The organism is Streptomyces sp. LBL (assembly GCF_029893585.1).
Classification (GTDB): Bacteria; Actinomycetota; Actinomycetes; order Streptomycetales; family Streptomycetaceae; genus Streptomyces.
In genome coordinates this window covers 460,941-473,778 of sequence record NZ_JARXYX010000001.1, presented here as the reverse complement: position 1 = coordinate 473,778, position 12,838 = coordinate 460,941, and the positions used below count along the sequence as shown (strand labels likewise).

Sequence of the window (12,838 nt, the reverse complement as noted above, 5' to 3'; positions counted from 1 at the left end):
GGCCGGGTTGATCAGGGGGTGACCGTCAGCGACACGACCAGGTCCAGCGCGTCGAGGCGGGCCTGCGTCCGGAGGTTGCGCACCATCGTGGTCAGCGGTTCGGTCTTCCGTGACTCCGGGAGCCGCTCGATCGTCTGGGCACGCTCGGTCAGTGTGTGCCGAGCGTGCCGTGGCGGGCCCGGTGTTGGCGGATGTCGTCGTGGTGGGTGGCGGCCCAGTCGATCAGGGAGGCCACGATGTCGTTGAGGCTGGTGCCCAGGGGGGTGAGGGCGTACTCCACGCGCGGCGGCACCTCGGCGTAGGCGGTCCTGGTGACCAGGCCGTCCTCGTGGAGCTGGGCCAGAGTGCGCGAGAGCATGCGCTGGGAGATGCCGGGGATGGTGCGCTGCAGGTCGCTGTAGCGCAGCAGGCCGTCCTGCAGGGTCCCGATCACCAGCAGAGTCCACTTGTCCCCCACCCGGTCCAGGACCTGACGGATGAAGTCCGCGTGCTCGACCGGCATACGGGCGCAGGGCCCGGGGAGCGCGGCGGTGTCCTTCTGGGCTGCGGCGGCGTCCATTGCGGACATCCCCCTTCGGTAGCGGACACGGATGTTCCTTTTGTACGGCCTTCCATACTGGCGCATGATGGCGCTGCATACCAATCGTAAGTATTGGAGGTGAGCGCCATGAAGGTGGAGCTATGGTCCGAGATCACGTGCCCGTGGTGCGGTTTGGGCAGTCACCGGCTGGACATGGCTCTGGAGCGGTTCGAGCATGGCGACGAGGTCGAGCTGATCCACCGCTCGTTGCCTCTCTCCGACCATCTGTCGGTCGGTGGAGGGGTGAGCGTGCGCCAGGCCCTGAGGCAGCACCACGGCCTGGCCGACGACAGCCTGGAGGCGGGCCCCCGCCACGTCGAGGCCCTGGCCGCGCGGGAGGGCCTGGTGCCGTACACCGTGCTGGAGAACGAGGTCGGCAACACCCGGTGGGCGCACGAGTTCCTCGCCCACGCCTCCGCTCAGGGCAAGAACCGTGCGGCGTGGGACCGGATCTTCCGCTCCTACTTCGGCGAGGCCCGGTCGGTCTTCACCGTGGACGCGCTGCTCGACCTGGCCGACGAACTCGGCCTGGAGCGGAACGAGACGCGGCGAGTACTGGACGACGGCCGCTACCGGCAGCAGGTGCAGGACGAGGCACGCCAGGCACAGCGCCTGGGCGCCACCGGCGCGCCGTTCCTCGTCATCGACGGTCACTACGCCGTTCCCGGCGCCCAGGGCACCGACACCCTCCTGCGCACGCTGCGGCAGGCGTGGGACGAAACCCACCCGTCGCTCGCTGTGGCCGACAGCGGCGAGGGAGTGTGCGGGCCGGACGGCTGCGCGGTGCCCGCCACTCGCCCTGCCCGCGCCTGACCCCCGATCCACTCCCTGCTTCCGGCGGGCCTTGCGGCCGTCGCCGCAGGAACTCTCCCCCCACTCCCCCTTCGACATACACAGAGGTCACCATGTCCTACCTGTTGCACATCGACTCCTCCTCCCTCGGCACCGACTCGATCTCCCACCAGGTCGCCCTGTCCTTCCGTGACGCCTGGACCGGCGAGGTGGTCCACCGGGATCTCGCCACCTCACCGGTGCCCCACCTGAGCGCGGCGGGCCTGTCGGCCCGCGTCACCGATCCTGCCCGGCACACTCCGGAGCAGGCCGCGGCCGCCGCCGTCCAGGACGAGCTCGTCGAGGAGTTCCTGGGCGCGAGCGCCTATCTGTTCACGGTGCCGATGTACAACTACACGATGCCCTCGGTGTTCAAGGCGTGGATGGACCAGGTCCTGGTCGAGGGCCGCACCCTGGACTTCGTCAACGGGCCGGTGTCGATGGGCCGCCCGGCCGTGCTGGTCTCCGCCCGCGGCGGCGCTTACGGCCCCGGCACCCCCAACCATGGCAAGGACTACCTCGTGCCCGCGCTGGAGTCCGTCCTGGGCGATCCCCACACGCTCGGCCTCGACCTGACCACGGTGACTCCCGAGCTGACGCTGGCGCCCGTCAGGTCGGCGCTGTCGGGCCTGATCCCGCTGCACGAGGCGTCCCTGGCCGACGCGCACGAGCAGGCCCGTCGCCTGGCCGAGAAGATCGGCCAGCAGCTCGCCGCCTGACCCGGCCAGCTGGGGCCGTCGCGGTGGGCCACCACCGGCCCACCGCACTCCGGGCGGCCGTCCGCACTGCCCAGCGCCCACCGCAGGAGAACAGCGTGGGCTGGACCGACATCGCCCTGCCCAAGCGGCCCCAGTCACGCTCTTCTGGGCGGCCACGCCCGGCGCAAGGAGCCGCCATCCGCTTCAACGCCGTGCTGCTGATCCTGGCCGCCGTCGTCCTGTGGGGCTGGCCGGGCCCCCACACCTTTCGACCCCCACTTGGAGCACCTGATGCGTGTCACCGTCTTCGGCGCCAGCGGCGCCATCGGCCGCCTGGTCGTCCAGCAGCTGCTGGACGCCGGACACCACGTCACCGCCTACGTACGTACCCCCGCCAAACTCACCCCCGCCGACGCGAACCTGACCGTGGCCACCGGCCAGCTCTCCGACAGCCAGGCGGTCCGCAAGGCCGTGGCAGGCGCGGATGCGGTGATCAGCGCACTCGGCCCGTCGCTGGAGCGGTCCGTGAAGGGCATGGCCGTCACCGACGGCACCCGCACCATCGTCGAGGCGATGCGGGCCGAGGGCGTCACCCGGTTCATCGGCCTGGCCACGCCCTCCCTGGCTGATCCGCACGACAAGCCGCACTGGAAGCCCATCATCCTGCCCGTCATGGCCAAGCTCGCCTTCCCCAACGCGCTGGCCGAGCTGAAGGGCATGACGGAGGCGGTCACCTCCTCCCCACTCGACTACACCATCGCCCGGATCACCAACCCGGTCGACAAACCCGCCACCGGCCGTATCAAGTCCGGCTTCCTGGGCCACGACAAGGTCGCCTCCAAGATGACCCGCCCGGACATCGCCGCATTCCTCGTCTCCCAGCTCACCGACACCCGCTACCGCCGGACCATGCCCGCCATCAGCAACTGATCCCTCGGTACCGTTCCAAGTCAGTGAGCAGGAGTGAGTCTTGGACCCATACCTGGTCACTGCGGACATCCCGAACGGTGTTGGATGTCCTGGTCGCCCGCTTTCGCTCCGCGTCCGGTGACACGGATCGCGTCCGTGGTCCGGGAACGTGGGGGCGGGTTCCCTCACGCCGCCGGGGGTCCGAGGCGGCGCTGGCGGCGCTTGCGCGCATCAACGCCTGCTTTGCGCGCTGGATCCGCCAGAAGTACAAACGGCTCGCGGCGGAAGGCCCTTGCGAGGTGCAGGAGATCACGCGGGGGCACTCCCGCATGTTCGCGCACTGGCGCCATGTCACGGTGGCGATGCGGGTCTGATGGCCAGAACGACAAGAGCCGTGGAACGGGCGCCTGTTACGCCCTGTTCGGGGAGAGCCGAGGGATGAAATCCCCTCGGCTGCTCGGCAGTTCGTCGCCGACCATCAGCGCCGCTACGGCGTGAAGCGACTGTGCTCCATCGGCGGCATCGCCCGCTCCAGCTTCTCCTGCTGGTGCAGGACCGCAGCCCGCCAGGCAGCCGGCGGGCAACTCACCGCCGCGCTGCGTGAGAGCGGCGAGCCGGTCAACCACAAGCGAATCGCCCGGGTCATGCTCACGACCGCGCTGGCCGGTCTGCGGCTGCGGCGCAGGCCCGGCACCACCGTCGCAGCACGGTAGGCGGCGAGGACGCGGCGGGCGTGAGCGAGCCGTCCCGAGTGGGGCGAAGGCGGCCGTTGGCGGGCTCTACCTGCGAGGGATGGGCGGCCAATTTTCCGACGTACCCCATCAAAGCGACTCGGTCGCACGCCGCCGGACAGCGCTGAGATCGCGACAGTCGGGCCACGGTGCATCGATTTCACAAGCGACACCCGCTCGCGGATTTCGTTGCCATCTGCACACCTTCATGTTTCCAGACTGTTGACCCGCATTGTGGGTCCGTGCTCATAATGCGGGCCATGGGTCGGGCCGTCGGCTTCACATACGCCCTATCTCACCCGAAACGGACGGTAGGCATGTCGGATACCGGAATCTTGCTCAACACGGCCATCGCCGTGATCGCCATCGTGTTCCTGATCGTGCGGCTACGGATGAACCCGGTGGTCGCCCTGGTTCTGGGCTCCTGTTATCTCGGCCTCGCGACCGGTCTGGGTGTCGAGAAGACCGTGGAGACCATCAGCAAGGGGTTCGGCGACGTCATGGCCGATATCGGGCTCCTGATCGCGTTCGGAGTACTCATCGGAGCCCTCCTGCGCGACCTCGGGGCCATCGAGCGCCTCGTCGACGCCCTGTTGCGCACCGCAGGCCCGAAGCGGATCCCTCATGCGATGGCGTTGACGATCGCGACGTTCCTGCAGTCCATATATCTGGACGTGTTGTTGGTGATCACCGGGCCGCTGGCCAAGGGCATAGCCTCCAAGCTCGGCCGGTACGGCACGGCCCGTATGGCCACTGCCCTGGCCATCGGGCTGGAGTGCGGCATCGTCTTCACGATCCCCGGTGTGGGAGCGCTGGCGCTCGCCGCGCTCCTCGACGTGCCGTTCGGTAAATATCTGCTGTTCGGGCTCGTTGTGGTCATCCCGACCGTGACCATCGCCATCGCCGTCATGAACTTCGCGCTGACGCGGGGCTGGTGGAATCCGGTACTCGACGAAGAGGACGTCCCCGGCCCGGCGCCGTCCGCGTCCACGGACGGTGGAAAGGCCGAGGACGCGGCCCCCCTCGGCCCGAACGCCGCTGCCGGCGCAACGATGACGGCGGTGGAGGTGAAGGCCCCCGCGCAGCCCAGCCTCCTCGTACTCTTCTCGCCCCTTCTCATCTCCCTCCTCCTCATCGCCACCGGAGCCCTCGCCCAGGTGGCGACGTGGCACAACTCCCTCGTGGAGTTGCTCTCCAGCCCGGTCATGGCCCTCCTGCTCGGCTTGGTCGCCACCTGCGTCCTGGCTCGGCGCTACCTCGGACAGCCCCGGGTGGACGCCTCGCTGAGCAGGGGCATGCGCGACAGCGGACAGATCCTCCTCCTCAACGGCGTCGGAGGCTGTCTCGCAGGGGTGATCGCCGCCTGTGGGCTGGGAGACATCCTCGGCGGTTACTTCAAGGCCAACACCTGGGCCCCGCTTTTGATCGTGTGGCTGGTGGCCGCCGTGCTGCACATCGCGGTCGGCTCGGTGACGATATCCGCGATCACGGCCGCCGGCCTGCTCGCGCCGGTGGCCCCCACGCTGGGGCTCGATCCCGTACTGATCGCCCTGGCTGCCGGAGCTGGATCGCTGTTCTTCGTGCACCTGACCAGCAACACCTTCTGGCTGCTCCAGTCCCTGATGGGCCAGACCACCCGCGGCACCCTCAAGACCTGCTCGGTCGGGGTCTCCGTCGCCTCCGTCGTCGCGATGGGCCCGATCCTCGCGCTGAGCGCCATCCTCTGAACTCCCTTACCCCCACCACCTGTCACGTGAGGACACCATGACGAACCACAGCACGCAGTTGCCGCTGCACGGAGTGCGTGTGCTCGAACTCGGCAACTACATCGCGGGCCCCACCGCCGGGAGGCTGCTCGCGGACTTCGGTGCCGAGGTAATCAAAATCGAACGCCCGGGCACCGGAGACGAGTTGAGGAACTGGCGGCTCTACGCCGGTGACGTCTCGATGCTCTTCCGCACCATCAACCGCAACAAGAAGTCCGTGGTGCTGGACCTCAAGACCGATCGTGGCCGGACCACTGTGCTGGAACTGGTGCGGCGATGCGATGTCGTGATCGAGAACTTCCGCCCCGGCACGCTGGAACGCTGGGGACTCGGCCCCTCCGCCCTCGAAGAGGCAAATCCCGATATCGTGCTGGCCCGCATATCCGCGTTCGGCCAGTCCGGGCCTCTGTCGGACCGCCCGGGGTTTGCCGCGGTGGCCGAGGCCATGGGAGGCCTGCGCCATCTGGTGGGGGAAGCCGACCGCCCGCCCTCCCGGGTCGGAGTGTCCATCGGTGATTCGATCGCGGGCCTTTACGCGGCGTTCGGCGCCGTGATCTCGCTCCTGCAGCGCGAACGGCTCCCCACGACGGCGCCGCTGTCCGAGCGAACGGTCGACGTCGCCCTGCATGAGGCCGTCTTCTCGATGATGGAATCACTCGTTCCCGACTACCTCGCCTACGGCCTCGAACGGCAGCGGGTCGGCGGCAGGATGGAGGGCATCGCCCCCACCAACGCCTACGAGTGCGGCGACGGGCACAGTGTGGTGATCGCCGGCAACGGAGACGCGATCTTCCGGCGCTATATGCGGGCCATCGGCCGTCCCGACCTCGCCGACGACCCCGGGCTGCGGACCAACGCGCAGCGATGGGACCGTCGTGACGAACTCGACGGTGCCATCACCGCATGGACCAAGACGCTTCCTCGTGACGAGGTGCTGAAAGCCCTCGACGCCGCTGGCGTCCCGGCGGGCCCGATCCACACCGCGGCGGACATCTGCGAGGACCCGCAGTTCGCCGCCCGCGGCATGATCCAGCGGCTGCCGGTCCGCATCGCGGCCGACGAGCCCCAGGAGGTGGGGTTCCCCGGCATCGTCCCCGTCCTCGGCGAGAAGTCCCTGCCTGTCCGATCCCTCGGCCCCGACCTCGGCGAGCACACCCGGCAGGTGCTCACCGACCTGCTCGGCAAGAACGACGCGGAGACCGACGCGATCATCATGGAGATGGAGAAGAAGTGATGAATACCCCTGTGACCGTGCGCGATGTGACCCTGCGCGACGGCCTCCAGCTCACCGGCAAGCCCTTGTCCACCGACCGGAAGGTGGCCGTCGTCCGCGAACTCCTCGCCCTCGGCATCCCCAGCCTGGAGATCGGCTCGCTCGCCAATCCGGCCCTCGTCCCGCCCATGGCCAACACGCTGGAGGTGATCGAGCGCCTGAATGCGGACGAGCTCGCCCGGTCCTGGGTGTGGGTGGCCACCCCCCGGCACGTCGAGATGGCGGCGCGGGCGGGCGCGGTGAACTTCCAGTACTGCCTGTCGGCATCCGACCGTCACAACCAAGCCAACATCGGCCGGTCGACCGAGGACAGCCTCGCGGCCATGCCGGCGGCGATCGAGCACGCGCGCTCGGCCGGCGGACGCATCCAGCTCTGCGTCGCCACGGCTTTCACCTGCCCGTTCGATGGCCTCGTCCCGGAGGAGACAGTGCTACGGATAGCCAACGACCCCCGTACGGAGGGCGCCGAGGACATCGTGCTGTGCGACACCCTCGGGCAGGCCGTACCGACCCAGGTGACCAGCCTGGTCTCCACCGTGGCAACGCGATCGCCCGCGCGACGGATCGTTTACCACGGGCACGACACGTGGGGCATGGGTGTCGCCAACTCCCTCGCCGCGGTGGCCGCCGGAGCAAGCGAACTGGACGGGGCACTCGGCGGCCTCGGCGGCTGCCCGTTCGCACCCGGTGCCAGCGGGAACGCCTCGACCGAAGACCTGCTGTTCGCACTGCGTCCCGACTGGCTGACACCGGGCACCTTCGGCGCCGTGGTCGCGCTGGCCGACGGGCTGCTGTCAGAACTGGACGAGCCGAACCGTTCCCGGGCAGGTCAGGCGGCGCATTCCAGCACCACCGCGTTCGAGTGGGCCGTGGCGGCACCGGATGCGCAGGCGTGCCGATGAAGTTCCTGGTGACGACCGCCATCCCGGCTCCTGGAATGGACATTCTGAAGGCGGCCGGTGAGGTGCACGTACCCGACCGGCAGCTGTCCGCGGGCGAACTGCGCCGGGAATGCTCCTCGGGGACCTACGACATCGTCGTGGCCCAGCTGACCGATGTCTTCGACCGGGCCGTGCTGGAAAGCGCGACGATCAAGGGCATCTCCAACTATGCGGTCGGATACGACAACGTCGACGTGGCCACCGCCACCCGGCGCGGCATCATCGTGGGCAACACGCCCGGTGTCCTCACCGACGCCACCGCCGACATCGCGATGCTTCTCCTGCTGGCCACGGCACGGCGCTGCGTGGAGGCGGACCGCTTCGTCCGCGCGGGCAGATACCAGGGCTGGCAGCCCGAGCTGCTTCTCGGAGGCGACGTCAGCGGTGCCGCACTCGGCCTCGTCGGCTTCGGACGGATCGCCCGGGCGACGGCAGAACGTGCCCTCGGATTCGGCATGACGGTGCGTTACACCACCCGCAGTGGACCCGTACCCCCCGAGCGGCTCGGACACCTCGCCGGCAGGGTGCAGTTCGCCGAATGGGACGACCTGGTGCGCACCAGCGACTTCGTTTCGCTGCATGTCCCGTTGACCGGCGCCACGCACCATCTCGTAGACGAGAAGACCCTTCGCGCCATGAAGCCGACGGCCTGCCTCGTCAACACGTCGCGCGGGCCCGTGGTGGACGAGAAGGCACTCGTGGAGGCGCTGCGCTCGGGTGAGATCGCCGGAGCGGGGCTCGATGTGTACGAGGACGAGCCTGTCCTCGCCGACGGCCTCGCCGACCTGCCGAACACCACCCTGCTGCCCCACGTCGGCAGCGCCACCCGCTCCGTCCGCGCCACCATGGCCGAGGTGTGTGCGAACAACGCCCTCGCCATGGCGCGGGGCGAGATGCCGGCCCATGCGGTGAACCCGCAGGCGTGGCGATGAAGGTCGTCGTGGCTCCCGACAGCTTCAAGGGCACGTACACCGCACCGCAGGTGGCCACGGCGATCGGCCGGGGGCTGGCCCAAACCCCGGCCGTCCCCGTGCTCGTACCCGTGGCCGACGGCGGCGAGGGGACCCTCGCCGTCCTCGCCGAACCCCTCGGACTGCGTCACCGTGCCGCACCGGCCCGCAACCCCTGGGGGGCGCAATGCGAGGGAATGATCGCGCTCGCGCCCTCCGGCGCCGCCTACATCGAACTCGCCCAGGTGTGCGGGATCAACGCCCCCCACGAAGGCTCGCGGGATCCGGTGGCCGCCGACACGTACGGCGTCGGGATGCTGATGGCCGACGCCGCCTCTCAAGGCGTCACCGAGATCGTCGTGGCGGCCGGCGGATCCGCCACCAGCGACGGCGGGTTCGGGGCCTTGCGGGCGATCGACGAACGCGGTGGCCTGCACGGCACCCCGGTGACGGTCCTGACCGACGTCACCACCCCGTACACCGAAGCGGCACGGGTGTTCGGTCCGCAGAAGGGCGCGGATGCGGGGCAGGTCGCCATCCTGACACTGCGCCTGCATCATCAGGCGAGGCTGCTGCGGCGCGACCCGACGTACGTGCCACGGACCGGGGCTGCCGGAGGCTTCGCCGGGGCGATGTGGGCACAGTTCGGCGCCGATCTCGTATCAGGCGCGGACTACGTCCTGGACGCGCTGTCCTTCGACGACCACCTCGCCGACGCGGAAGCTGTCGTCGTCGGGGAGGGGCGGCTCGACGCGCAGAGCAGTCAGGGGAAGATCGTGTCGGCCGTGCTGGCCCGCTCGTCCGGTACCGCGCGCTTCGCCGTGGCGGGATCCCTCGGCCCGGATCTCGGGCCTTGGCGCGAGGAGTTCATGGACATCTTGGTGGCGAGCGACGAGGCAGCCATGCAAGCGGCAGGCCGGGCCATCGGACAGCGGCTCCGGCTCAGGCCGGGTACCGGCCGCCGAGCGCGCGGGTGATCTGTTCGGCATGCTCCACCACCAGATCGACCCATTCGACGCACCGCTCATAGGGCATGCGCAGCGTCGGCCCGTGGACCATGAGTGCCCCGACCAGGTCCCCAGCCGAATCGAACACCGGGGCCGCGAGGCCCGACGCACCGTCGATGCGTTCACCGACCGTGATGGCATATCCCTCGGAACGCGTCTGCTTGATCAGCGTGCGCAGTTCGTCCCTGTCGGTCACGGTGCTCTCGGTCAGCGGCAAAAGCTCTTCCTGGAGTACGCGCTCCTCGAGATCCGGATCCCAGGCCAGCAGCACACGCCCCGACGACCCGACGGCGATGGGGGCGATCTTCCCCACCGACATCTCCCGGCGAAGGGAATGCCGGGTCTCGGCGACCGCGATGCACACCCGCTGGGTGCCTTCGGAGCGGAAGAAGCACGCGGTCTCCCCGGTCCGGTCGCGGAGGTCCTTCAGGGCGGGGTTGACCACCTGGAGGATGTCGAGGTCCTTGGCCGCAGCAGCCGCCCAGTAGGCCATCTTCACCCCGATCCGGAACATGTCCTCGGAACGGTCGAGAAACCCGTGCGCGACCAGGTTCGTCACCAGGCGTTGCACGGTCGAGGCAGGCAGTCCGGTCTGCTGCTGGATCTCGCGCAAGGTCATCGAAGGCCGGGCCAGTGTGAAAGCGTTGAGAATCTCGGAGATCTTTCCCAGGACGAGCAGCGGCGCCTGCTTCGACCCTTCGTTCGCCACCGCGGCGGACTTTCCTCGGGCTGCCATGCGCACAACGATACGACAGGAGAAACAGGTGACTGAGGACAGCGGGACCGGCAGCGTAGGCGCATCGGATGTGGTGGCGGCCGCCCGACGGTGTGCGGAGGTGATCCGGCCGAGTCCCCTGCACCGCAGTGAGCGGCTGTCCGCGCGGTACGGATTCGACGTGTGGCTCAAGCGTGAGGACCAGCAGGCCGTACGGTCCTACAAGGCACGGGGCGCCTACAACCTCATCGCGCAGCTGTCCGCGGAGGAACGCCGGCGAGGTGTGGTCTGCGCGAGCGCCGGCAACCACGGCCAGGGTGTCGCACTGGCCTGTGCCTTCCTCGGGGTGCCCGCCCGGGTGTACCTGCCGAGGACGACCCCCCGGCAGAAGCGGGACCGGGTGAGGACACTCGGCGGCGAGCACGTCCACATGGTCGTCGAGGGTGACACCTATGACGACGCCGCCGCTGCGGCGATCGAATACGCCCGTACTTCCGGAGCGACGCTCGTACCCGCCTTCGACGACCCGCGCACCATCGCGGGACAGGGCACCGTGGTGAGGGAAGCCGTCGAGCAGCTCGGCCGCGCTCCGGATGCGGTGATCGTCCCCGTGGGCGGTGGAGGTCTGCTCGCGGGCGCCATCACCTGGCTCCGTGAGACGCACCCGAGCGTCCAGGTGTTCGGGGCCGAGCCCCAGGGCGCGGCGGGTATGGCAGCGGCGCTGGCCGCCGGAGGTCCCGTGACGTTGTCGGAAGTCGATCCTTTCGTCGATGGCGCAGCCGTACGGACGGTCGGCCGCCACACCTACACGGTTGTCGCCCGGCAGCCGCCTCGCATGCTCGCCGTGCCGGAAGGCCGGGTCTGTGTGGAGATGCTCGACCTCTACCAGTCCGACGGCATCATCAGCGAACCGGCGGGTGCCCTGGCGTCCGCCGCGCTCGACCGCGGTCTGGACCTGGAGCCCGGCGCGACGGTCGTGTGCGTCGTCTCGGGTGGCAACAACGACGTGAGCAGGTACGCCGAGATCGTCGAACGCGCGCTGCTCTTCGAAGAACGCAAGCACTACTTCCTCGTCGAGTTCCCGCAAGAACCGGGCGCATTGCGGTGGTTCCTCGACGTCGTGCTGGGGCCGGACGACGACATCACACTCTTCGAGTACGTGAAGCGGAACAACCGTGAGACGGGCCCCGCGCTGGTGGGCATCGAACTCGGTGCGCCTGACGGCCTCGAGCCGCTGCTGGACCGCATGGAAAAGGTCCCGCACCGGATCGAGCGGGTCCCTCCGGACAGCCCGCTCTTCACGTTCCTGACCTGACACCCGCGCCTGGCGGGCAAGCACGCCGCCAGGGACAGCCTCAGCGGCAGAACAGCCCATCGGTGTGCTTTGCCCATCGGTAAGCTGATGCTCCTCGGGGGAGCAGGGACCTGCGGCACGCCCAGGCGCTCGGTCGGCAGTGCCGGTACGACGCCCTTGGCGCCGTCGTGTGGACGCCATGCCGGAGATCACCAGGCTGTAGCTGGCCTTCTCGATCGCCTTGGCCGGCATCAGGGATGTGCCGATGGCGCCGATGCCGTGCAGGTCGTCGTCCTCGACGTGGATGGTCTTGTCGGCGCCCATGGGCCCCTGCGGTTCGTCAACGGAGGCGGAACCGGCAGCCCTGGAAGCGCCTTGCACAGGGTGACCTTGGCGTCCTCGGGGCCGATGGTCGGGAGGGTGATCACCACGTCGTCGTCGGAGTTCTCCCAGATCTGCAGCGAGCAGATCCATTCCAGTAGGTTATCGAATGAGGCGGGATGTGTCTTGGACGTGGTCGGCGGCAGGGTGGTCAGATGGACGTCATGATCAACCACACACTGCTTGTTCAGTTCACCGAACCGGTTCCCGACGCCGACCTGGATCAGTACCTGGCGGATATCGAAAAAGCCGCGAATGACACCGGCTCGCTCCTGTCGTTCGCCGCACAGCGCCACATTCGAGTCCCTGGAGAGGAATAGTCGATCCCGGCGTTCATCGCCACCGCCGTCATCCAGCTCGGTGTCGCCGACCTGGATGCACTGGGGGCCCTGTTCGCCTCGTCGGGAATCACCAAAGTGTTCGACACGTGGCGTACCCGCTACCCGTACAAGACGGCCTGGGTGAACCACGAGGCGCTGGCGTGAGAAGCCACATCTCCATCGATCATGGGGACGGTTGCGATCGGACACGGCCCCTGGTCGGCACATTCAGCTGAGCTGATAGCCGAAACCGATGTGCACCGTCAGCGTCAACCGCCATTCTCCCGGCACCGGGGGATCCCAACCAGCCCCCGGGAAGATATTTTTCGACAGCGAACTTACCAGTAGCTCTCACAGGTCGACCATATCGATTCTTTCTGCAAGCGCGCGGCCATACAAGAGCCTGCCCACCATCCCTCAGGACGAAAGGTTAAACAACGAG

General features: G+C 68.8%; 12 protein-coding genes and 3 pseudogenes. 11 read left to right on the top strand and 4 right to left on the bottom strand.

Translation table 11 applies throughout. From position 1 onward, the window contains the following. Positions 1 to 148: 148 nt before the first annotated feature. Entirely contained in the window at positions 149 to 559 is a 411-nt protein-coding gene (locus M2271_RS02160) for a helix-turn-helix domain-containing protein (RefSeq protein ID WP_280885341.1), read from the bottom strand. Between the two features lie 108 nt (positions 560 to 667). Here M2271_RS02160 and M2271_RS02155 point away from each other — a divergent pair, with 108 nt between their 5' ends. From M2271_RS02155 to M2271_RS02145, 3 genes are all read left to right on the top strand, one after another. After that, a complete protein-coding gene (locus tag M2271_RS02155; protein WP_280885300.1) occupies positions 668 to 1,393 on the top strand; it encodes a DsbA family oxidoreductase in 726 nt (241 codons plus the stop codon). Positions 1,394 to 1,485: 92 nt separating this feature from the next. Continuing rightward, on the top strand, positions 1,486 to 2,130 hold the full coding sequence (locus M2271_RS02150; protein ID WP_280885299.1) for an NAD(P)H-dependent oxidoreductase: 645 nt from the start codon (positions 1,486 to 1,488) through the stop codon (positions 2,128 to 2,130). Between the two features lie 270 nt (positions 2,131 to 2,400). Continuing rightward, positions 2,401 to 3,039 carry an NAD(P)H-binding protein gene (locus M2271_RS02145; protein WP_280885298.1) on the top strand — a complete coding sequence of 213 codons (639 nt, stop codon included), beginning with the start codon at positions 2,401 to 2,403 and terminating at the stop codon, positions 3,037 to 3,039. Here M2271_RS02145 and M2271_RS02140 read toward each other — a convergent pair. Then, positions 3,029 to 3,208, bottom strand: a pseudogene (locus tag M2271_RS02140) (hypothetical protein); the annotation flags it as partial. The gene M2271_RS02145 and the pseudogene M2271_RS02140 sit on opposite strands and share 11 nt — an antisense overlap. 304 nt (positions 3,209 to 3,512) lie before the next feature. On the opposite strand from M2271_RS02140, the gene M2271_RS02135 reads away from it, so the two are divergent. From M2271_RS02135 to M2271_RS02110, 6 genes are all read left to right on the top strand, one after another. Continuing rightward, the gene (locus tag M2271_RS02135; RefSeq protein WP_280885297.1) at positions 3,513 to 3,731 is read left to right on the top strand and encodes a hypothetical protein; all 219 of its coding nucleotides are present in this window, start codon (positions 3,513 to 3,515) and stop codon (positions 3,729 to 3,731) included. 335 nt (positions 3,732 to 4,066) lie between these two features. Then, the gene (locus tag M2271_RS02130) at positions 4,067 to 5,476 is read left to right on the top strand and encodes an SLC13 family permease (RefSeq protein ID WP_280885296.1); all 1,410 of its coding nucleotides are present in this window, start codon (positions 4,067 to 4,069) and stop codon (positions 5,474 to 5,476) included. Positions 5,477 to 5,513: 37 nt separating this feature from the next. After that, positions 5,514 to 6,749 carry a CaiB/BaiF CoA-transferase family protein gene (locus M2271_RS02125; protein WP_280885295.1) on the top strand — a complete coding sequence of 412 codons (1,236 nt, stop codon included), beginning with the start codon at positions 5,514 to 5,516 and terminating at the stop codon, positions 6,747 to 6,749. Continuing rightward, on the top strand, positions 6,749 to 7,690 hold the full coding sequence (locus tag M2271_RS02120) for a hypothetical protein (protein WP_280885294.1): 942 nt from the start codon (positions 6,749 to 6,751) through the stop codon (positions 7,688 to 7,690). The genes M2271_RS02125 and M2271_RS02120 overlap by 1 nt, the downstream gene beginning before the upstream one ends. Further along, on the top strand, positions 7,687 to 8,661 hold the full coding sequence (locus tag M2271_RS02115) for a D-glycerate dehydrogenase (protein WP_280885293.1): 975 nt from the start codon (positions 7,687 to 7,689) through the stop codon (positions 8,659 to 8,661). The genes M2271_RS02120 and M2271_RS02115 overlap by 4 nt, the downstream gene beginning before the upstream one ends. Then, a complete protein-coding gene (locus tag M2271_RS02110) occupies positions 8,658 to 9,656 on the top strand; it encodes a glycerate kinase (RefSeq protein WP_280885292.1) in 999 nt (332 codons plus the stop codon). Before M2271_RS02115 ends, M2271_RS02110 begins: the two co-directional genes overlap by 4 nt. Here the strand turns inward: M2271_RS02110 and M2271_RS02105 are convergent. Further along, a complete protein-coding gene (locus tag M2271_RS02105) occupies positions 9,622 to 10,422 on the bottom strand; it encodes an IclR family transcriptional regulator (RefSeq protein WP_280885291.1) in 801 nt (266 codons plus the stop codon). The genes M2271_RS02110 and M2271_RS02105 overlap by 35 nt on opposite strands. A 28-nt stretch (positions 10,423 to 10,450) precedes the next feature. Between M2271_RS02105 and ilvA the strand changes: the two genes are divergently transcribed. Continuing rightward, a complete protein-coding gene (gene ilvA, locus M2271_RS02100; protein WP_280885290.1) occupies positions 10,451 to 11,716 on the top strand; it encodes a threonine ammonia-lyase IlvA in 1,266 nt (421 codons plus the stop codon). Between the two features lie 107 nt (positions 11,717 to 11,823). Here ilvA and M2271_RS02095 read toward each other — a convergent pair. Then, positions 11,824 to 12,159 (bottom strand): annotated as a pseudogene (locus tag M2271_RS02095) (hypothetical protein); the annotation flags it as partial. Positions 12,160 to 12,240: 81 nt separating this feature from the next. Between M2271_RS02095 and M2271_RS02090 the strand changes: the two are divergent. Further along, positions 12,241 to 12,561: pseudogene (locus M2271_RS02090) on the top strand (hypothetical protein). The last annotated feature ends 277 nt before the right edge of the window (positions 12,562 to 12,838 follow it).